17 protein-coding genes and 1 pseudogene are annotated in these 21,729 nt (G+C 51.9%); 8 read left to right on the forward strand and 10 right to left on the reverse strand.

All coding sequences use genetic code 11. The features are described from left to right. Window positions 1-2: 2 nt before the first annotated feature. The 9 genes from DESLBE_RS13865 to DESLBE_RS13905 all read right to left on the reverse strand — a co-directional run bounded on the left by DESLBE_RS13865 (window position 3) and on the right by DESLBE_RS13905 (window position 10,459). Window positions 3-2,045, reverse strand: coding sequence for a molybdopterin-dependent oxidoreductase (locus tag DESLBE_RS13865; protein ID WP_144677349.1), 2,043 nt, complete (start codon window positions 2,043-2,045; stop codon window positions 3-5). 267 nt (window positions 2,046-2,312) lie between these two features. Continuing rightward, the gene (locus tag DESLBE_RS13870) at window positions 2,313-3,167 is read right to left on the reverse strand and encodes a DmsC/YnfH family molybdoenzyme membrane anchor subunit (RefSeq protein ID WP_144677351.1); all 855 of its coding nucleotides are present in this window, start codon (window positions 3,165-3,167) and stop codon (window positions 2,313-2,315) included. After that, window positions 3,167-3,736 carry a 4Fe-4S dicluster domain-containing protein gene (locus tag DESLBE_RS13875; RefSeq protein ID WP_011459174.1) on the reverse strand — a complete coding sequence of 190 codons (570 nt, stop codon included), beginning with the start codon at window positions 3,734-3,736 and terminating at the stop codon, window positions 3,167-3,169. The genes DESLBE_RS13870 and DESLBE_RS13875 overlap by 1 nt, the downstream gene beginning before the upstream one ends. A gap of 14 nt (window positions 3,737-3,750) precedes the next feature. After that, on the reverse strand, window positions 3,751-5,949 hold the full coding sequence (locus tag DESLBE_RS13880) for a molybdopterin-dependent oxidoreductase (protein ID WP_005809903.1): 2,199 nt from the start codon (window positions 5,947-5,949) through the stop codon (window positions 3,751-3,753). A gap of 40 nt (window positions 5,950-5,989) precedes the next feature. Beyond that, complete coding sequence (locus DESLBE_RS13885; RefSeq protein WP_144677353.1) at window positions 5,990-6,655, reverse strand: molecular chaperone TorD family protein; 666 nt, start codon at window positions 6,653-6,655, stop codon at window positions 5,990-5,992. 189 nt (window positions 6,656-6,844) lie between these two features. Continuing rightward, window positions 6,845-7,828: an effector binding domain-containing protein gene (locus tag DESLBE_RS13890; protein WP_018307109.1), complete on the reverse strand. Its 984-nt coding sequence runs from the start codon at window positions 7,826-7,828 to the stop codon at window positions 6,845-6,847. A gap of 222 nt (window positions 7,829-8,050) precedes the next feature. Further along, a complete protein-coding gene (locus DESLBE_RS13895; protein ID WP_144677355.1) occupies window positions 8,051-9,694 on the reverse strand; it encodes a helix-turn-helix domain-containing protein in 1,644 nt (547 codons plus the stop codon). Window positions 9,695-9,813: 119 nt separating this feature from the next. Continuing rightward, window positions 9,814-10,257 (reverse strand): hypothetical protein, encoded by a 444-nt coding sequence (locus tag DESLBE_RS13900; RefSeq protein ID WP_015942830.1) that lies wholly within the window; start codon window positions 10,255-10,257, stop codon window positions 9,814-9,816. Beyond that, window positions 10,244-10,459, reverse strand: coding sequence for a helix-turn-helix transcriptional regulator (locus DESLBE_RS13905; RefSeq protein ID WP_005809912.1), 216 nt, complete (start codon window positions 10,457-10,459; stop codon window positions 10,244-10,246). Before DESLBE_RS13905 ends, DESLBE_RS13900 begins: the two co-directional genes overlap by 14 nt. Before the next feature lie 101 nt (window positions 10,460-10,560). On the opposite strand from DESLBE_RS13905, the pseudogene DESLBE_RS13910 reads away from it, so the two are divergent. Further along, a pseudogene (locus DESLBE_RS13910) lies at window positions 10,561-10,665 on the forward strand (type II toxin-antitoxin system mRNA interferase toxin, RelE/StbE family); the annotation flags it as partial. A 134-nt stretch (window positions 10,666-10,799) separates the two neighbouring features. Here the strand turns inward: DESLBE_RS13910 and DESLBE_RS13915 are convergent. Continuing rightward, window positions 10,800-12,356 carry a glycosyltransferase family 2 protein gene (locus DESLBE_RS13915; RefSeq protein WP_144677357.1) on the reverse strand — a complete coding sequence of 519 codons (1,557 nt, stop codon included), beginning with the start codon at window positions 12,354-12,356 and terminating at the stop codon, window positions 10,800-10,802. A 514-nt stretch (window positions 12,357-12,870) separates the two neighbouring features. Here DESLBE_RS13915 and DESLBE_RS13920 point away from each other — a divergent pair. The 7 genes from DESLBE_RS13920 to DESLBE_RS13950 are packed head-to-tail and all read left to right on the forward strand — an operon-like array spanning window position 12,871 to window position 21,723. Further along, on the forward strand, window positions 12,871-15,138 hold the full coding sequence (locus DESLBE_RS13920) for a molybdopterin-dependent oxidoreductase (RefSeq protein WP_011459168.1): 2,268 nt from the start codon (window positions 12,871-12,873) through the stop codon (window positions 15,136-15,138). 22 nt (window positions 15,139-15,160) lie between these two features. Further along, a complete protein-coding gene (locus DESLBE_RS13925; protein ID WP_005809919.1) occupies window positions 15,161-15,976 on the forward strand; it encodes a methyltetrahydrofolate cobalamin methyltransferase in 816 nt (271 codons plus the stop codon). A gap of 36 nt (window positions 15,977-16,012) precedes the next feature. Further along, the gene (locus DESLBE_RS13930; protein ID WP_011459167.1) at window positions 16,013-16,669 is read left to right on the forward strand and encodes a cobalamin-dependent protein; all 657 of its coding nucleotides are present in this window, start codon (window positions 16,013-16,015) and stop codon (window positions 16,667-16,669) included. Window positions 16,670-16,699: 30 nt separating this feature from the next. Next, a complete protein-coding gene (locus DESLBE_RS13935) occupies window positions 16,700-17,038 on the forward strand; it encodes an oxidoreductase (RefSeq protein ID WP_015942827.1) in 339 nt (112 codons plus the stop codon). A 13-nt stretch (window positions 17,039-17,051) separates the two neighbouring features. Further along, a complete protein-coding gene (locus tag DESLBE_RS13940) occupies window positions 17,052-19,625 on the forward strand; it encodes a molybdopterin-dependent oxidoreductase (protein WP_018307112.1) in 2,574 nt (857 codons plus the stop codon). Window positions 19,626-19,637: 12 nt separating this feature from the next. Then, window positions 19,638-20,453, forward strand: a complete 816-nt coding sequence (locus tag DESLBE_RS13945; protein WP_018307113.1) for a 4Fe-4S dicluster domain-containing protein — start codon at window positions 19,638-19,640, stop codon at window positions 20,451-20,453. A gap of 43 nt (window positions 20,454-20,496) precedes the next feature. Next, window positions 20,497-21,723, forward strand: coding sequence for an MFS transporter (locus tag DESLBE_RS13950; RefSeq protein ID WP_005809928.1), 1,227 nt, complete (start codon window positions 20,497-20,499; stop codon window positions 21,721-21,723). Window positions 21,724-21,729: the final 6 nt, after the last annotated feature.

The raw sequence follows: 21,729 nt of genomic DNA on the forward strand, positions 1-21,729 counted from the left end.
CCTCATGAGGTGGTTTTTCTGATTCCGACAAAGGTCTCATTCAAGGCTAATCCATAAGCTCCTGTGGCATATTTCCCCATATCGGTCAATTCGCCAAGGTTGAGCAGATTCAGGTGGGGGGATTTTAGATTGGGCCGGTTCTCCTGATAAATCACGATAACTCCCTCTCCTATGCCCAGGTCCGGCTCGATGATGACCGGGAAACTCCCGCCCCGGTTCCATAAGATGGCCTTGTCTCCTCTGTTCAAGCCATAGCCTTCAGCGGTTTTAGGATGGAGCCGGGCTTTCAATAAGGAGTCGCTCTCTTCGGAATAGAGATAGACCTGGGAATTCAGCCCGGATAAATGATGGGGGGTCAGCAGGCGCAGAGGAGTTTCCGGGGGTGCTTGACGTGGCGGCCGGTAAACAGGCAAAGGGGGGAGGCCCCATTCCTGAGCTTTCTCCGCATAAAATTCATACTTGCCTGAGGGAGTTTGGAATTGCCGTCCCTGCCAGGCGGTCCCGGGATAGTTTACCCGCCTGGGACCCTTAAGCAGCTCCTCAGCCGAGTCAATTCCCAGTATGGCCAGCATCTCCGGTCCGATGGCGCCGAGGACCCACTCCTTTTCCGACCCTTCTGTGGGAAAAGCCGAGCTGCCCGGTGAGCTTTGATTAAGGCGTTTCGACAAATCCCAGGCAATCTGCAGATCGGAGCGGGCTTCGCCCACCGGCTCAACGGCCGGTTCATTGATCCCAATATAGTAATGCCAGTAGCTGGCATGAAGGTCCCAATGTTCATAATGGGTGGTCACAGGAAGAAAGAGGTCGGCCGCGGCGGAGGAACGGGTGTGAAAGAGGTCACTAACCACGATAAGCTCCAAGGTTTCACTGAGTTTTTGCCAGCCGGCATGATTGCCATCCTGCTGGAAGGGGTTGCGGCTGGCGATCCAGAGCATTTTCACAGGAGGATCGACTTCTAAGGCCAGCTGGGGAAATTGATTGATATCCAACTCCCGGTCCTGAGCATGGCCGCATTGGGAATGGGCTAAGGGCCCGGCAAAACGCCAGGTTTCAAAATGCCCGTACTGAACTCCTCCGCCGGGCCGGCCGATATTCCCGGTCAGGGCTCCTAAGGCGTCGATGGCTCTCAGATTCTGTCCCCCGTTGGTATAGCGCTGCAGTCCAAAGCCCGCCCAGATGCAGGCCGGTTTCACCGCCCCATACTCCAGGGCCAGTTCCTTCATGGTCTCCAGGGAAACCCCCGTCACTGCCGAGCATTCCCGGAGATCAATCTCCGCCTTCAGATAATCTATAAATTCATTATACCCCAGTGAATAGTCGGGCAGCTCCGGATCTGTAAGCTGATGATCGACGATAATTTTCGCCAGGCCTAAGGCTAAGAGCCCATCCGTACCCGGATTCACCCGCACAAATTGATGAACCCGGGCAGCCGTAGCTGAAAAATGGGTATCCAGACAAATGACTTTGGCCCCTTGGTCCATAGCCCGAAAGATAATGGGCATCTGGTGAGCGGCATTCCAGGCGGGATTGGCTCCCCAGATCCAGATGAGCTTAGCCTTCTCCATATCCAGAGGATCGGAGCAAAAGAAGGCCCCGAAATCGAAGACCTGAGCCTCCACCCCTGCCGACCAGCAGGGAGAGCCCACGGCCCGGGTGGTGGGACCAAGACCTGTCAGAAAAGCCTCCAGGGCATTATGAAGGATCCCGAAGTTGCCGGAGTATTTATTGTGAGCAAGGGGCAGGGTGGTTCCATACTTATCTTTAAGGTCAAGAATCTTCCGGCTGATGGTTTCCAGAGCTTCATCCCAGGTGATCCGCTCCCATTGCCCCGAAAAGCGTTTGCGCTGGCGCAGGGGGTAGCGGATCCGCTGAGGGCTGTATACTTTATGAATCTCATCCATAACTTTGGGGCAAAGCTTGCCCCGGGTATAGGAGTGGGCAGGATTGCCCTCGATGGAGACCAACCGGCCATGGCGAGTGGTGCTGATTATGCTGCACGTGTCATAACAGTTTCGGGGACAGATATGATGATGTAAAGTATCCATGCCGGAATCCCCCCTGCAATTATCGCTGTTCATGAATTACCCTTATCTTCGCTAAAGAAGAGGTTTTTCCTGCTCAATTTTTTGTGCTAAAGTCATATTGAATTCCTCCTTACACCATAAATATAGCCCAATAGGAATTTAGTGTCAAAGCGCCCAATTAAAGATCTTGTGTCGAAGATTGCCAGGTTTTGATCATAGTTCAAAGTTAAGATACCCTGGACCCTCACCTCAAGAGTGAAGAGTCCAGGGTGTTTAAATTTAAGAGAATTACATCAAGGCCGTGATCTGCATTCCTACCGCACTGACATAGAAGAGTCCTCTGCCCAGGAGCTCGCCCACGACACCGCAGGTGAGAGCCAGAACAATGAGCTGAGATTGGGGATTATCCTGCTTGCTGATGGTATTGAGGATAAGAAGGATGGGGAGAATCCAGCCGACCGCCGCCCTCAGCCAGAAGACGGGACTGCTTAAAAGGGCCTGGGCTGTAGCGGCTCCCTCCGGGGTAACTTCCAAGCCGGAGAAGTAGAGCAGATAGAGGATAGCACTGCCCATAACACTGCCTAAGGCGATGCCCAGCATCTGCTTCATCTCTCCCCCGGCCAATGCTTTGCGGCCTAAGACTGCCGTGACAAGGGCCCCTAAGATCATGCCCGTCATCAGGAAGAAAATCACCGGTCCTAAGTTGTTCCAGGCGGGAACCCGGGGCAGGGTGTAAATCAAGGCGCTGCTGATGATCCCCAGGAAGCCTAAGGCCGAAGTGAGAGCTAAAACTCCTGTGAGCTTGCCTCCGGGTCTTCTGGAGAGAAGGGCCAGATAGGCCCAGGCCCCAAAGGTGAAGACGAAGAGAAGAATTTCCCGGCTTAACCAGGAGGTGCCCAGATGGGTTAAGGCCCGGTAAGCGGCCAAAGGATGCCCTAAGTGGAAAAGGGAGGCGATCATCGCCACGGCCAGGAGCACTCCTGAGACCAGGACGGAGCTTTGCATAAATTTTTGATACTCGGGGCCGGCCTGTACAGCCTGTTTACCCCGTTTCCTTTCCAGCAGCCAGAGACAGAAAATGATTCCCACGGATGTTTGACCGAGAACGGTAAAGAGCACTAATGGCCATTCCCAATGTCCCATTATACATCCCTCCTTATTTGCTTCCCTTGTTTCGGGCCGATGAACCGTATGGACGGATGGGTGACTGCCGGATCAGGCATTCCCGGCAGGGTGGTCAGAACTCCGGTCTTCAAATCCAGTTCATCCGTCATCTCCACCAATTGTAAGGCTTCGGGAACACAGGCCGCCACACAGGCCGGCTGCTGCCCCTGATCCAGGCGCTCATAACAGAGATTGCATTTCTCTACTTTTTTGACAACGGTATTGAATTGGGGGCGGTCATAAGGGCAAGCCATGGTACAGAGCTTGCAGCCGATACAGCGCTCCTGGTCATGGATGACAATGCCGTCCTCCCGTTTGGTGTAGGCTTTAACCGGACAAACCCTCAGGCATTCCGGGTTTTGGCAATGGTTGCAGGCCACGGAGATAAACATCCGTGTGGGCAGGGAAAAATCTTTTTCCCGCAGCTGATAGACCTGACGCCAACGGACCGAGGCATCGCTTTGGTATTCATTCTTGCAGGCCATTTCACAGCCTCTGCAGCCGATACATTTTTCTGAATTATGCAGGAAACCTAATTGCTTACTCATGCTTCATCCCCTCCTTACGCCTTTTCAATGGCCACAAAGTTATCATGGAAGGCAATACCGTCCATTCCGGTGGCCAGCTTGCCCATATCCGCGGGAATGGCCTTGACGGTATAGTTCACATTGAAGGGAGAATCCTTATACCAGGCCTCATAGCTGACGATCACATCCGGGGAGGTGGTTCTGGTCAGATGAGCCTTAATCGTGACTTCACCTAAGTCATTGTAGACCCGGACCTGATCCCCTTCGGCGATGCCGTGCCGGGCGGCCAGCTCGGGATGAATCTCCAGAAGGGGCTCCGGATTGGCAGCCATCATCCAGTCCAGGTTCTGGAATTGAGAGTGGATACCGTGTTGGGGATGAGGGGTCATAAAGCGAATGGGATATTGGGCGGGAGCCTTCATTTCCTCCACCCAGATGGGGATGGCAGGCAGACCATTTTGAGCGGCGCGCTCACTGTGGACTTCAAATTTCCCGGATGGAGTACGGAATTTACCATCGGCCCAGGCTGCCGGTGAGAATTTAGCTTTGCGGGGTCCAGCCAATAATTCCTTATAATCGGTGATTCCCAGCATGTTATAGACTCCGTCATTGAACTCCTTAGCTGTCCATTCCTCGGGATCACCCTCGGTGGGGTAGGTGCAGGAGCCGGGTTCCAGGGCATTCATGGCCTTGGACAGGGCCATGGCGATCTCCACATCGCTCTTGGACTCGTACATGGGGTCGATGGCCCGCTGATTGACTCCGACCCAGTGATGCCAGTAGCTGGCCATGACATCCCAGTCCTCAAAATGAGTGGTGGCGGGGAGGACGATATCCGACTGCTCCACCGTCTTATTGAAGAAAGAGTCTACGGTAACCACAAGTTCCATGGAATTGAACATTTTGATGATATCATGGGTATCGGGATCCTGGGACACCGGATTCCGGGCGGCAATCCAGAGCATTTTGACCGGCGGATCCGTCAGAGCCTGAACATCGGCAGCAAAATTATTCATATTGACAGAGCGGTCCGTATAAGTGCCGTCAGGTCCTGCCATCCCTACCGAGCCTTCCGGGGCGGGCATGACCATGGCATGGTAGTTAAAACCCCAGGTTTCCAGATGGGCATAGTTGATGCCGCCGCCGGACTTGCCGATATTGCCGGTCATTAAGCCTAAGGCGTCGATGATGCGGACATTCTGCCCGCCGTTGGTGTGGCGCTGCATACCGTAGCCCACCCAGATGGAAGCCGGTTTGGCAGTGGCGTATTCATGGGCAAGCTGGCTGATGATTTCTTTGGGAATGCCGGTCTTTTCCGCGGCCCAATCCAGGGTGATGTTTTTCTTTACATAGTCCGCCCATTCTGCAAAGCCGATGCTGTTGGCCTGGACATAATCCCAATCCACCAGATCATGATCCAGTATATAGCGGGCCATGCCGAGAGCCAGAGCCCCGTCGGTACTGGTATTGATCTGAATATAGAGATCCGCCTTGGAGGCTGTGGAGGTCAGAACGGGATCAATAGCCACTACTTTGGCCCCTCTCTCCTGAGCTTTGGTGATGAAGGGCAGGCTGTGCACTCCCGTCCAGGCGCAGTTGGAGCCCCAAAGAATGATGTAATTGGCATTGACAAAATCCTCCGGATCGTTGTTGACGATGGTCCCAAAATCATAGGTTTGGGAATCGATGCCCGCCGGCCAGCAGGGGGTTCCGATGGCTCTGGTGGTATAGCCGATGCTGGACATGGTTCCTTCAATACCGTAGTGGGTAATGCCAAAGTTGCCGGAGTACTTATTCATACAGATGGGCAAGGTGGAGCCGTAACGCTTTTTCAGATCGAGAATCTTTCCGGCAATGGTGTTCATGGCTTCATCCCAGCTGATCCGCTCCCAGTTCCCTGAACCCCGGGGAGTTTGCTTCATGGGGTATTTAATCCGGTCCGGGCTGTAAACCCGGCGGGTATAGTTATAGCCTTTGAGACAGAGCTTGCCGTTGGTATAGGTGCTCTTGGGGTCTCCCTCCACTTTTTTGAGCACCCCGTCTTCTACATACGAGATCTGGGCACAGGTGTCATAACAGTTGCGGGGACAGACATTGCGGAATGTCTTAACTCCGGCTTCAGCCCCGGCAGCCCTGGCAAAATCCGATTCAGCCAGCATGTTAAAGCCGAACAACCCGGCCCCGGCGGTGACTGCAGCGGTTCCGCCAATAAATTGGCGACGTGTGATTTTCATAGTAGACCTCCTTTTTTGTGCAACTCCATGGGTGGGGTAATTAAGATGGAACAGCTCTCACCGTTTTTAGGATCATCTCGCCCAAGACATGAAAGAGGGGTTCTCTGGCATGGGTGAAAAGGCCTGTCACAAAGCGAGGGAGCCAAATTCTCAGATGTTCCTGGTAAAAAGCATTGTAGTTTTTTAGATAGAGTTGGGCTTCTCCGGGTTGGTTTTTCTGAAACCCTGCCAAGGCCTTGGCGAGAAGGTAGGCGGCAAACTCCAGTTCCGTAGCAATGTAATCGTCAGGCTCTTTGCTTGCCCCTGCCAAGGATAACCCTTCCGAGCGATACCAGCGGCGAACGTCCAAGGTGGATTTTTGCATGACCAGGCGTTCCCCATGGCGATAGACGGACTCATAAGGGGGAACGGTTGGAGATTGAGGCCCCACAAACAGCCGGTTGAATTCATACCCCAGAGTTTTTTTCTCTTTTCCCTCTTGGGCCTGGAGCAGTTGATTGAGAATCTCTTCTTCCTCAGCCAATACCCCTTCCTTTTCCTCCAGCCACTGAGCATAGGCTTCAGACAACGTTGTCAGAGTTCGCTGGAGATTCTCCCCACCTGCAGAGAAAACCCCGCTTAGAGCCATCAGTGTGGCGATGCGGGCTTGAAGATGAAGTGTTTGCGCAGCCCCTTCAGGTGAGCACACGAGCTCTGCCATAAGCATCCCTCCTTTGGTTTTGGTGACGTCGTGAATTTTTTCTTTTTCCTAGCTTCACTTTACTTGTTCGGCATTATAAAACTTCATGAAAATCTTCCGCTTCCTTTGTAATAAAAAACAAAACCCTTGCCCCCCATGTGGTGCAAAGGTTTATCAGGATTTTCAAAGTTTTTAAACTTCTTTTAGGTTTTTTTATTATGCCCGCTCCCGGATGGGCATCAGCAAATCAAGCTGCAAGTCCTTAGGCTCGGTATTATCCAGATGGACATGGTTAAGATAATTCAGATGCTCTTCGAGCAGTCCGCACATATGCTCCTGATCCTGCATATCGCCCGCAAATTCATATTGCTCGCTTTTCTCCACCCAGTCAAAAAGCCACTGCCACTCATTGAAATTGCCAAAGGCGATCATATGGGCGGCATAAAGCCCTCCGGCAAAGTGCTTTTTAATGAGCGGGACCGGAACTTCCCAATCCTCCGGGATGGTCACCCAGGTTTCATAACCGTGATAGCCCGTTTCGTCCACAGGGTTGGGGTGATTGAAGCCATAATGCCTCAAATCAGGCTTGATTATGCTTAAATTCGTATCCCGTACAAACTGGTCAATTAATTTATAGGTATAGGATTCGGGATCATCGCCGATATAATGGGCGGAGGCAACGGTTGCCGGCGGCAGATAGGTGATCCGCACATCATTCAGCTTCGACAGGCTTTCTTCTGCTTTTTTCAAACGCTCCATCGTCTTATCCTCCATAAAATTAATGCTTGTCAGGGATAAGGATTCTATGGAAGCCAATAGGGTTTTATCCTGGGCAACCAGGTTATGGATTTCTATGTTCGCCGTCTCCTGCAATTCATCTATAAAGCGGCTCAGGATGCTTCGTATCGTGGACAGTGCGGTTATCTCTGCATCCAATTCATTGATATTCTGCCTGAAGATCTCGATGGCCGCAACGGCATCTGCTTTTTGCAGAATGACCTTGATTTGCTTAACAGGGATTCTGAGCTTGCGTAAAATCAGTATCTGCCGCAACTTTGCAAGGGCAGTCTCATCATAAATGCGATAGGCGTAATCATCCCGCCGCAGGCTCTCAATAAGCCCGGCCTGCTCATAATAGCGCAGCATTCTTGTTGATATGCCAAGGCTTCTGGATACATGGCTGATTTTCATGGTTTCCATTCTTCCTTACCTCCTTCCTCAATAGGAGTATAAACTACGACACGATGTCAGAGTCAAGAAGTGAGCGCTTGTTTTTATTATCCTAACATACTCCATAACAGGCCTCTTTACCAAACCACTGGAAAGACGTTCAATATCAACCTGCTCGTCAATATGTTCCTCGATGTAAGCCAATGTTGTCTGTGGATATTCGGCAGCGTTTATAGACCTGGACAGAAGGATTTATTCCTGCCAGAGGGACTTCAGCCGGCCGATTTTTAAGGCGATAAACAAATTCATCCGGGTTTCCAGGCTGTTCAGATCCCGATCCAGGACCTCGGCAGCCTTTTTCAAGCGATAGCGCAGAGTATTGGGATGGAGAAACAACCGGTCTCCCGCCAGATTCAAATCTCCGTCCGAAGCCAGATAAGCCAGCAGGGTCTCTTCCAGGTGCAGATTGTTCTCCTGATCGAATTTAAGCAAAGGACCCAAGACCTCATTGCGAAAATCCTCCAGCTCCTGCTGCTCAAGATTGAGCAAAAGCCGCATCACTCCCAAATCCTGAAACAGGATCACCCGTTCCTGAAGGTTGAACAATTGCCCCAGCTCCAGGGCGGACTTAGCCTCCTGAAAGCTGCGGTGGATAAAGCGGGCGGAAGCATAAAGATTGCCCACTCCAAACATCATGGACCGCTCCTCTTCCAGGCCTTCCAGTAAGATTAAGAGAGGACTGAGCAGTTTTTTGGCTGTAGCTTCCCATTGACTGAGGGGTATCATCCCTTCCAGGGGATAAAGAAGGACAATCTGATCATTGCGTTCCAGGAAGATGGTCCGGGGCTGATTGCGCAAGGCCGTGGACACAGTATCCAGAAGTTCCTGAAAAGCTAACTGGTCCATGGAGTCCGGGTCATAGCCGGGGATCTCTCCAACCACCACCAGGTGGGGTTTGGTCAGATCCATTCCCCAAAGCTTGCCCCGTGATTGCACCACTTCCAGAGAGTCGAAGTTATTATACAGAAGATCAAAAAGGAAATCCCGATAATGCTGGCGCTCCGTGTCCTCTACGGATTGGGCTTTTGCCAGTTCAAAGTAAAGCAGGACCGCTGCTTTATAGAGGAAGAGTCTCCCCACCGGATTCAGCTCCCCCTGCTCTATTCCCAAACCGATGTATCCAAGCACCCCCTGATGGCCTGCCAGAGGATACCAGCTTAAAGGAAGCTCCTTATACTGAGAGTCGTTCCATTTTCCTATGCCCAAGGGAGTCTCCAGCAGTAAATCCATGGATTTGAAATGGGAGAGCTTCGGCGTCACAAAGGAAACAGGATGAAAGGGGAAGCGCCCTCCTCCTTCCCAGGACAGAACCTTAAAATGCTTATCCAAAAGAAAGAGATCCACTCCCAGAGTTTTTTTGAGCTCGGCAAGAATGCTCAGCCCGTATCCCTGGGTAATCTGCTCGGTTAAATTCCTGGTGAACGCTTCGCAAGCGCCCAGGATTCTCCCTTTTTCCCGCTCCATCCAGTCCGCGGCCTGGGTACAGAAGTCCTCCCAGGTCCGAGAAAACGCACATAGGAAACTGCCCTGGGTACGGGGAGTCTTTTCCTCACCTTCCGCTATACGAAGACGAAGGTATTTTCCCTGATCCTCCAGGTGCACATGACTGCCGGCTAAGGGCAAGCTCAGAGACTTGCCCGGCAGCCTGTTGTTCCCGCCCTCCGAGAGCCCGCTCTCCCGACTGCTGAAAGATAAAGTTTGGATAGCCAGAGCCAGCATCTCTTCCTGAAAAAGGGGATCTTCACGAAGAGGCTCCAGCTTCTGCTGTTCAAGAAAACGCCCCAGTGTCACTGCCTCAGGCATATGGTTCAAGCCGCTCACCTTCCTACGAGACATTCTAACCTTATTTTATCATCCTTAGTAAGCAGCCACTATAAATTTCACCTATAAAGCGGTAATTCCCAGTGAAATTATATTTAACATTTTTAAAGAAACAAGAATCAGTTAAGACCGCTTCAATATTTATGATTGAGATGTCTGAATATGACCACCCCGGCAACATACTGAAAGACAAAATACCCTGCCAAATATAAAATGATCAGTTTGGCGTTAGTAATCACTTCCAACTTTCCCAGTATGGCAAAAAGCACTACAGAAGCGCTGAGCACCGGCAGCCCCAGCAAATAAGCATATCTTCCCGATTTATCCCTTAGTCTTTCTTTACGCTCATCACCCAATTCGATCCTCTCATTGTCCAACCGCTCAGCATATCTGCTTCTGTTTTGGGGAGCGGTCCAATAAAAGTATTTGATGATCATAATCGCTCCGGGAGCGATTAAACCACCGGCAAATCCAAACAATAAGCTATCCAATCTTGTATCCAGCATCAGAGCTATGGCCAGGCATACAACACCGCCCAGTATAAAGAGCATTCCTGCCCAAAGATTACTTTTTTTCATTCTCTTTTCTCCTTTCATAGATAAAAATCTCTTCTATGGACTTTTCAAAAAAATCTGCTATAGCAAAGGCCAACTCTAAAGACGGATTGTATTTTCCGTTTTCGATTGAGCTGACCGTTTGCCTTGAAACACGAATGGCCTTGGCAAACTCTTCCTGATTCAGCCCCCGCTCCCTTCTCAACTGCTCCACTTTGTTGTCCAAGCAATCACCCCCTAATGTGACGACAAGTTTCCTTTACATTTTTATTGTAATCCAGTTCCATCTTGTTTGTCAAGGTTCCTTTACATTTGTTCTTAAGCCCCGAGTGCCACGTCACACCGGACTGGTTGCTCATTTATAAAACTGAGGATGACATACTGGTTTTGACCCTCACCCGCACCGGAACCCACAGCGGCTTGTTCGGATAAGGCAACTGCAGACAATGCTTATGAGAGGGTCTTCGTATATTCAAAAAATCAGCCAAGAGATAGGCGCTGTCCCGCAAGAGGCAGTGCCTATCTCTTGGCTTTTCCGTATCGGTTTGGGGTATGGTTCAATAAGTTTACTCCTCCCATTTCACCAGCCTGGGATTAGGGTCAAGAATGGACTCATATTGCTCTTTCCAACCATAGCGGGCTTCCGGGTCCAATTCCATATAGCGCTGATATTTAGCCATGCGGTGCTTGGGATCGGCCCAGCCCAAATGTTTTAGCCTTAATGACGATAGCTTGTAGGGAAGGGTCTTTATGCTTTTCGGGAAGCGGCCGCAATGCTGGGCAACCTCATGCCACTCGGCAACAAAGCCCGGCCGGTAGCGCAGCAAAAAGGGCCGGTAGGTGGAGTGGGCATTCCAATACTCATCTTCCCGGTAATGGCTCTCATCCCAAAAATCATAAAGCCGGAAATACCATACATCTGTGTCAGGATCCTCGATCAACATCCTGACCTCCTGTCTGAACCTGTTCTCAAACACTTCATCGGCATCAAGGTTTAATATCCATTCCGGATTAGTTGCCACAGTTGCCCGCCATTGCTGCTTCCTGAGCTCTACCTCATTGGCAAATTTAGAAGCGGAATTCTCAATGATCTGAAGAGGAATTCCTTGAAGTATGCTTAGGCACAGCTCTACACTGTTATCCGTGCTTCCATCATCGATGATCACCGCAGCATCAATATAGTGCCGGTGCTCCCGGAGCACCCTTGCCAAATCTTTAGTTGCTTCATTTTTCATGACCATGGATAAGGTCAGTTTCGGTTTATGCTGCTCTTGTACGATACAGCTCCCCTGCCCCAGCGGTTTTTCCCCTCTACAAACGGCTTTAAATTCCTCCACCCCTGCCATTGATGATTCCCGGTAAATATGGTAAGCCGGATAATGGGTGTCCACCCATAAGCTTAAGCCCAAGGCATTGGCTCTTACACAAAAATGCCTGTCTTCTCCCCATAGGGTCAGGTTTTTTATCTCGCTGAAACTGATTCCTGCCTGCAGGGCTTGGCGGCTGAGCAAAGTGCAGGCGCCCAGTCCCCCCACCTCATAAACCCCGGGTATTCTCAACTGGTCGATAAACCCCTGGGCTCTTATATCCAGATCTTTCTGGCTTAATTTTTCTCCCCTTTGCCGAGGTGACATGTCGTAATGATCATAAAGCCATACATTAGGCATCTCCCGACTTCCCGGATACCAGGCAGTCCAGAAGATTTCCGAAATGATCTCTTTGCCGGTACTCACAAGGTGCCGGAGGGTTGCCGGATGCAGAACCAAGTCCGAATCAACCAGAAACAGATAATCATACCCCCACTCAAGGGCTTTCTCGATCATTAAATTTTTGTATCCGGCTACTTTCTGAATCAAGTGATCCCGCCAATGGTGGGTGATATCGTCGCATACATAGTCCCCCGACCTTTTCTCCCCCTTGTCCCCTTTGATCAGGGTGGCCAATCCCTCCTCTTCAAAATTCACCAGCAACCGGCTGGATTCTTCGCTCTCGTTATCATCGACAAAGATATAGTTCAATTCCAGCTCCCCTTGCTCGAGGCCCCTCAGAGAATCCAGGAATTCTTTTAGTACATGGGGGCTTTGGCGTATAGGGCTGCCGATTAATACTCTCTTTTTCTCCATAACCTTCTCCCGTTTCAAACTTATTAAGCACATTGCTTCTTATCATATTACGTCCCATTGGCAAGTCATGTGATTAATTCTGCCACCCCCGCTACAAACGACGCTCAAAAACCACGTCCGTATTGCGGGGAAAGCCCTTGACAAATTCTATGGCAACTATGCCGCAGCCGCCCAAATCAATAAATCAAACTTCAGCCCTGTTTCTCAGGGCCCTTTTTATTTCCAAACTCACTGCCATCGTGGGCTGACCCATCTTATTTGACCTTGTCGTCCCTGCTTGTGCGACAGAAAATCATAATGCGAAAGTCTCATCGCATAAGTGCGATTGATGCAACAAAAAAGTTGGTTCAAAGAAGAACTTTGGGTTGCGCGAAGCCCCTCACTGTCGGCCGGCGGGACAGTTTAGGGGTAATCTTTCCATTGCCGAAACCGAACTTCAACGTGGCACACATTTTGCAGTACAAAAGGGCAGGCAAAAATTCATCTTCAAAATATCATGATTGGAGGAAATCCCATGGCTACACTACATTGGAACGAAAAATCCGCCCCGGCTGTGACCGAGCTGGCGGACGGCACCAAAGTCTATCGTACGAATGCCTGGTCGCCCCCGGGCTGTCACGGGGTGGGTTGCGGCCTGCGTATTTTCGTTAAAGATGGCGAGCTTCAGAAAGTGGAGGGCGACCCGGATCACCCCATCACCAAAGGCCGTCTTTGCGTCCGCTGCCTGACCATGAAGGAATATTTCTATCATCCCGATCGGATCAAGTATCCCATGAAACGGGTCGGCCAGCGCGGCGAAAACAAGTGGCAACGCATTACCTGGGATGAGGCCTACGACATCATCGTGGAAAATTATCAGGCCTGTGCGGAAAAATGGGGCGTCAACTCCGTCTCCGTCTGGTCCGGCACCGGCCGGGAAGCCTGTCGTTATCAGACTCCCCTCTGCCTGGACGTTTTCGGCAGCAAAACTATCGTCCATCCCAACAGCGGCTGGTCCTGCCTCGTTCCCCGCATGGCGGTGATGAGCTGGATTCTGGGCAGCGCTTACGTGGAATACGACTATGCCAACGGTCTGCCCTTGCGTTACGATGATCCTCGCTGGGAACCACCGAAGTATATGCTGGTCTGGGGCCGGGACCCACTGCGCTGCAATGCGGACGGCCTTTGGGGTCATTCCATGATTGAACTCATGAAACGCGGCACCAAGCTGATCTCTGTAGATCCCCGCGCCAACTGGCTGGCGACGCGGGCGGAATACCATCTCCAGCTCCGGCCCGGCACCGACGCTGCTTTAGCCCTGGCGCTGCTCCACGCTGTCATCAAAACCGGTAAATACGATAAGGAATTTGTGGAGAAATGGTGTTATGGCTTTGAGGAGCTGGCGGAGAGAGCTAACCAGTATAATCCGGAATGGGCCGAGGGGATCACCGGTGTGGCGGCCGCAGATATTTACGCGGTAGCTGAGTGCCTGGTTCAGAAACCCTCCAGCGCCTGCATCGGTCTGGCTATCGACCAGAACCCCAATTGTATCCAGATTGGGCATGCCCTCTACAGTATTTTCGCCATCACCGGTAACCTGGATATTCCCGGCGGTTTGTTCATGGGACAGCCGACCTTTTTTGCGGGTGACGTCAACAATGATCCGAACCAGAAATCTGAAGAAGCAGAAGCAGAGTTTGAAGGGATCGGTTACAAAGAATTTCCCGCCATCCCGATGATCGTAAATACCACCCATCCCGACTGTACGCTGGATACTTTGGAAACCGGCAGGCCGTATCCGATCAAGTTCGCTTTTATCCAAAGCACCAACTTCCTCGCTTCCTCGATTGTCGTCCAGCCCAAACGGTGGTATGAAGCGATGCGCAAACTGGACTTTATTGTGGCTTCCGATATTTTCATGAATCCTACGATTGCCGGCCTGGCCGATCTGGTGCTGCCGATCTCCACTTCCCTGGAACACGACGGGATCGTCATGAACAGCATGGCTTCCCAGCCCGGTCAGTACGGTGCGCTGGTGAAAATCATCGAAGATTTTGGGGAAACCAAGAGCGATCTGGAAATCCTCCTAGATTTGCATCACCGCCTGCACCCGGACAGCCAGGACCCCAGATGGAAGGATACCGACAGCTATCTCAGCCATGATATGGCCCCCATGCCCGGCGTCGACATTACCTTTCCTGAGCTGAAAGAACGGGTCATCGCCCAATACGAACTGGAGTACCGCAAATACGAGAAGGGCCTGCTGCGTCCCGACGGCCAGCCGGGAGTCAATACGCCCACCGGCATGATTGAATTGTACAGCACCATGCTGGAGGCGCTGGATGAAGACCCGCTTCCATATTATATGGAGCCCAAGTTCAGCGCCGTCTCCAGGCCGGATATCGCCGGGGATTATCCCATGATCATGACCACCGGCGCCCGGCGCTTTACCTCCTTTCACTCCGAGCACCGCCAGATCAGGACCTTGCGGGAAATTCATCCCTGGCCCACGGCGGAGATCAACCCCAAGACCGCTGCTGCCAAAGGGATCACCGAAGGATCCTGGATCTATGTGGAAAATCCCTGGAGCAAAGCCAAGCTGTATGCCCACCTGACGCCCATCGTCAAAGAAAATGTCGTTTCCATCGATCATGGCTGGTGGTATCCGGAAAGAGGCCCGGAAAAAATGTTTGATGTCTGGGAATGCAATATTAACAACCTGATCCCTAATAAGGAAAACGGCAAACTCGGTTTCGGCACCCACTTCAAGAGCATGCCCTGCACTATCTACCGGGCGGATTAAGGGAAGAAGGGAAGACTATTTATTGATTATTATCGGCGAAAAAATTAATGGCACAATTCCCAATGTTAAACAGGCCATTGAGACAAAAAACGAGGGATTTATCCATGATCTGGCTATGAAGCAAGGGCAAGCCGGCGCAGCTTATATTGATGTTTGTGCAGGTACTGCCCCCGAACTTGAAGCTGAAACACTGGCATGGCTGATCGACATTGTGCAGCAGGCAACGGATACCCCTATTGCTATCGACAGCCCTAACCCCAAGGCGATTGAAGCCGTTTTCAACTGCGTTAAGCATCCGGGGCTGATCAACTCAGTGTCTTTAGAGGGCGACAAATGCGACGTCATTTTTCCCTTGATCAAGGGGACCCCATGGCAAACGGTGGCGTTAACCTGTGATAATGCCGGAATCCCCAAAGATGTCCAAAGCCGGGTGAAGATTGCCGGGGCGATCGTTGAAAAAGCTCAAGCTTATGCTATCACCCCTGACAAAATTCATATTGACCCCTTGGTGACCGCCTTGTCGGCGGACAATCAGTCCCTGCTAAACTTCGCCGCGGCTGCCCGAAAAGTCAAGGAGCTTTACCCTGATATTAAAGTAACTTCCGGCTTGAGCAATATTTCCTTTGGTATGCCGCTCAGGAAAATCATGAACCAGAACTTCTTGGCCCTTGCGATGTTTGCGGGAATGAATTCGGCGATCTTAGATCCCTTAAACAGAGATATCATAGCCACGATCCTGGCTGTTGAAGCATTGCTGGGACAAGATCGCCACTGCCGCAATTATGCTAATGCTTATCGTCAGAACAAAATCGGGCCAGTAAAAGCGGCGGCTGATTGAAGGGCCGGTTCTGATTGACATTTTGGAGGGAAACGTATGATTGATTTGCAAAAGTTTACTCAATCTATTGGGGATTTGGATGAAAATGCGGTAATAGAGACTCTGAATGAATTTGTTGCCGCCAACCCCACGGAAGAAGAAGCTCAAGCCCTCGTAATCGCCTGTCAGAATGGTATGGCCATAGTGGGGGACCTGTATGAGAAGAATGAGTATTATGTGGGCGATCTTATCTTTTCAGGAGAGATTTTATCCTCTGCACTGGATATTTTAAAACCCGTTTTAGGAACAGGCAACAGGGCTAAGGCCGGTTCGATTGTCTTAGGTACCGTCGAAGGAGATTTGCATGATATCGGCAAGAATATTTTTAAAGGGATGGCGGAAGCGGCAGGTTTTGAGGTTTATGACTTGGGAATAGATCAGTCGCCCAGTGCTTTTGTCAAGAAAGTCAGCGAGGTTAAGCCGGCGATTGTAGGTATGAGCGGTGTTTTAACTCTGGCCTTGGATTCCATGAAGCACGTCGTGGATGCCCTTGAGAAAGCCGGGTTGCGAAAGGATCTGAAAGTGATTATTGGCGGCAATCCGGTTACGGAGATTGCCTGCAGGCATATTGGCGCAGATGCCTTCACGGTTAATGCCGCGGAAGGGGTAAAGATCTGCCAAGGCTGGACAGCTCAGCAGCCAGGAGATCATTGAGACAAAATTACTTTAAAGGAGATGAGAAAAATGGCACAATACGGACTGTTGATTGACAATGAATACTGCACTGGTTGCCACAGCTGTGAAGTGGCCTGTAAAAATGAAAAAATGCTGCCCCTGGGTCAGTGGGGAATCAAACTTCTGGAGCTCGGCCCCTGGCAGCTGATGGATGACAAGCACTGGGAGCACCGCTACATCCCTGTTCCCACCCAATACTGCGACCTCTGTGAGGACCGTGTCGCCGGCGGGGGGCAGCCTTCCTGTGTCCTGCACTGCCTGGCCAGCGCCATGGAATTCGGCCCGCTGGAGGAACTGACCGCAAAAATGGCCGCCAAAGGCCGCCAGGCCTCAATCTTTATTCCCTGAAAGGAGTTGCCTTATGTCGGACATCAAAACAACCATCAAGACCCTCGGTTTCTGTGGACCTTGTACCGCTTCCGACCCGGCGGAAATCGATGTGAAAGACGGAAAAATTCTGCGCACACGTCCTTTCCGTTATACGGACCATGCCCCCAAGGAAGGGCTCAACGCCTGGACCATCAAGGCCCGCGGCAAGGAATTCCGCGCGAAAGAGAAATCCGAAATTTCCCCCTTTGCCCTGGCCTATAAACAGCGGGTCTATTCGCCCAACCGTATTTTATACCCGCTGAAGCGGGTGGATTTTGATCCCAACGGGGAAAGAAACATCCAAAACCGCGGCAAATCCAAATACGTGCGGATTTCCTGGGATGAAGCCACCGATATCATCGCCCGGGAAGTGCTGCGCATCAAAGAAAAATACGGGATGAATTCGATCTTCGTCCAATCCGACGGGCATCATGCGGTCAAGACCATCCATGGCCCCCGCGGAACCCAAGGCGCCCTGCTGGATATTTTAGGCGGTTATACCCTGCAGGCCCGCAACCCGGACAGCTGGGAAGGCTGGTATTGGGGTGCCAAGCATATCTGGGGTCAGGATCCCGTTGGGCAGGGCAATCAGAACAATCTGTTTCTGGATGTAGCCCGAAATTCGGATATGGTCCTGTTCTGGGGCTGCGATGTGGTGACTACCCCCTGGGGCTGGGGCGGGCACTTTCCCAGCCGTTACTGCTTCTTCCTGCGGGATATCGGGGTGCGCCAGATATACATCTGCCCGGACGTAAACTACGGCTGCGCGGTGCACGGCAACAAGTGGATTCCGGTTCTGCCCAACACTGACTCGGCCTTACAATTGGCTATCGCCCACACCTGGATTAAAGAGGACCTTTATGATCAGGAGTATATCGCCACCCACGCCGTTGGCTTTGAGACCTTTGTCAATCAGGTCATGGGGCGGGACGATGGCATAGAGAAAACGCCGGAATGGGCGGAAACCGTGTGTGGCGTTCCGGCCCGGACCATCAAAGCCCTAGCCCGCTCCTGGGCCAAACAAAATACCTCCATCGCCCACTGCAACGGCGGCTCATTTATCCGTTCCACTTATTCCCATGAACCGGCGCGGCTGGAGGTGGCCCTGCTGGGCATGCAGGCTCTGGGCAAACCGGGGCGCAACCAGCTGAAGATGATGGAATACCAGCTTTTCAGCCTGGATTCCCAGATGCCCGCCCCCCGGGCCCAATTCATTCCGGATTTGGTTTCCATCCTCTTCCCCTATGCCGCCGATACCCGGGAATCCTTAGTTACGGAAACACTGGTCCCGGAAGCCCTGGCCGGCGATTATTCCCGGGAGAATCCCCTGACCTGGTACGGCTGCACCTGTGCGGGGGTTCCGGTAGAAGATCAATTCCGAAAAATTGAGTACCCGGCTCCGGGCTGCGAACGCATCCACATGGTCTGGACCGACTCCCCCAAATGGACTTCTTCCTGGAACGGCGGCTTTAAATTTATGGACGCCCTCCACAGCGAGCACATCGAATGTGTGGTGGCCCAGCATATTTGGATGGAAGACGATTGTCTGCTGGCCGATATTATTCTCCCGGTCAATACGAAGTTTGAGGAGTATGATATCAACTGCGACATCACTTCCGGCAATTACAACATGCTGCTCATCGAAGAACAATCCATCCCCCCTTTGGGTGAATCCAAAAGCGATTATGAGTGCGCCATGGCCGTGGCCGAAAAGTTGGGAGTGCTCCAGGAACTGACCGGCGGTGAATCCATCGCGGATAAAGTCAAAAAAGGCTTTATGAACTCGGGTGTCCAGGATTACATCAGCTTTGAGGAGTTTAAGGAACAGAAGTGCTACGTGGTTCCGGCAGCGGAAGACTGGGAAGAGGATGTGGCCGGCTTTTATGCTTTCTACAGCGATCCGGAGAATTTTCCCCTTACCACACCCAGCGGCAAGCTGGAATACTATTCCCAGCGTCTGGCTGAATCCTTCCCTGAGGATACGGAGCGGGGACCCTATCCCAAGTGGATCGAAAAAGGCGAGACCCATCCGGATGAACGTTTAAGCACACCCAGGTCTGAAAGCTATCCATTCCTCCTGGTGTCCAACCACCCACACTGGCGGCTGCATTCCCAAATGGACGACTGCGCCTGGTTCCGGGAGATCAAGACCTGCAAAGTCAAAGGTCCCGACGGTTATGCCTATGAGCCGGTCTGGATCAACCCCGTGGACGCGCAAAAACTTAACATCAAATCAGGCGACATCGTTAAGCTTTTCAACGAGGGAGGCTGGGTTCTTGGGGGGGCTTACGTCACGGAGCGCATCAGACCCCAGGTCGTTCTCCAGGACCACGGCGCCAGAATCGACCCCATTGTGCTGGGAGAAAGCGACCGGGGCGGTTCCAACAATCTCATCGCCCCGAAAAAGATCACTTCTAAAAATTGTGCCGGGGAAGTCACCAGCGGTTATTTGGTCGGGATCGAAAAGGTGGATGTCTTCGAATTGGCCCAACGCTACCCGGAGGCCTTTTCCCGCAAGTATGATCCTGAAACCGGTGTGATTGTCGACGCCTGGCTGGCAGAATAAGGAGGCCTGATTATGAAAGTATTTATCGTGGACATGGAACGATGCAATGGCTGCTACGGCTGCCAGATTGCCTGCAAAGACGAACATGTGGGCAATGCCTGGCCGCCCTATGCCCTGCCCCAGCCCAATACGGGTCAGTTCTGGATGCGGGTCAAAGAAAAAGACCACGGGCAGGTGCCCAAAGTGACGGTGGAATACACCCCCTGGCCCTGTATGCACTGCGACAAGCCGGCCTGCCTGGAAGCGGTACCGGAAGCGGGCTATAAACGGGAAGACGGTCTGGTCATTCTTGATCCGGAAAAGGTTAAAGGCAGGAAGGAAATTGTCGAGGCCTGCCCCTATCAGGCCATCTTCTGGAATGAAGAGTTAGCTATCGCCCAGAAGTGTACCGGCTGCGCCCACCTGGTGGATGCCGGGAAGCTTCCCCACTGTGTGGACCTGTGCGCCACCGGGGGTCTGCGCTTCGGGGAGGAGGAAGAGTTTGCCCAGGAGATTGCCAGGGCAGAGACCATGCTGCCGGCAAGCGGCTGCCGTCCCCGCGTCTATTATCTGAACCTGCCGAAACTCTTCCTGGCCGGCGAAGTATGGGACCCGCAAGCCAACGAAATTATTGAGGGTGCCACGGTCAGCCTGACCTTCCCCGGCGGTGAAACTCTGACGACTGAAACTGATGATTTCGGGGATTTTTGGTTCAGGAAGCTGGAGGCGGGCATGTATTTCCTAAGTATTGAAGCCGAGGGTTATGCCCCTGTAGAGAAGACCGGAATTAGATTAAATGAAAGCCTGAATCTGGGGGATTTCCCCCTGAAGAAGCCGGGAGCCCTGTGAGATCGACTCCCCAAAAACTTAAGAATAGAAGGAGTAAAAAATCATGAATGAAATGAATCGCGTCACTCGCTATGGCATCGTATTTGCCATCATGTTCATGAACTTTTTTATCCCAACCCATGGGATTGTGGCGACAACTTTCGCCGCCATGGCCGAATCCTATCCTGATGTTTCCGCCTCTGCTCTTACCTATGTTACTGCCGTTGTGAATGTGGCCCAAGTCGTCGCCTCCATCGGCGCCGGGGTCCTGATCGGCCGCAAATTGAAATACAAGACGGCCGGCATCATCTCCCTGCTTTTGTTTACCGTGGCCGGCGGCTTCCCTTTCCTGATGGGAGAAGGCCTGTCCTTCGGAGCCCTGCTGGCCAGCCGCTGCCTGTTTGGCCTGGGGCTTGGCGCTTTCTCTCCTATCGTCAATTCCACCATTGCCTACCTGTTTGACAAGGAAAACACCCGGGCTTTCATGATGGGGGCTAAAGATGTCTTCTTCAGTCTCGGTGCCACCATCGGCAATATTATCGCCGGGATTCTCTGCCTGATCAGCTGGCAAACCACCTATGTCTTTTATCTTTTCGGCATCATCCCCCTGGTTTTCTTCGTCATCTTCTACAAGGAACCTGAATTCGTCCAAGAAACCAAAAAGGAAAAAATCAAGATCCCCAAGACAGCCTTTTATTACCTCTTTCTCCTCCTCGTCGTGATGCTTCTGACTCAGTTCTGCTGGAACTATATCGCCTTTATTCTCACGGATATGGGCTATTCCAGCGCCGTCATCGGGACGATCGTCACCTGCTTCACTGTTGGGGCGATCTTAGGGGGTATTGCTTATGGCTTCTGCTATCGTTTCTTTAAAAACTATATTCTTTTTGTGGCCATGATCATGGTTTCCCTCAGTTTTATCATTATCTATGGGGCTAGTTCCTCTGTTTCCACCTCGCTCTTGTTTGTTTTCGGCATCGGCTTCTTTCTCTCCGGTTTTGCCAGCGTCATGTTCACGGCCGGCATCCCCATGAGCTTGTCCCTGACCGTTCCGGCCTCGGCGATTGCCGCGGCAATGGGGCTGTTCTTCGCCTTTCAAAACTTCGGCAGCTTCCTGGCTTCGCCGGTCGGCCAGCTCTTCTTCAGTATTGTCGGTCAAGACGCGCCCATTAATACGATTTTCATCTTCGGGCTCGTGGTGGCGCTTATCTTTACGGTTATCGTCTTCATTACCAGCACACGGGACGCTAAACTGGCCAAAGCTCAAAAACAAGAGATGAATTCTGTCTGAAATCTG

Origin of the sequence: Desulfitobacterium sp. LBE (assembly GCF_007830365.1) — a bacterium.
Lineage (GTDB): Bacteria > Bacillota > Desulfitobacteriia > Desulfitobacteriales > Desulfitobacteriaceae > Desulfitobacterium > Desulfitobacterium hafniense.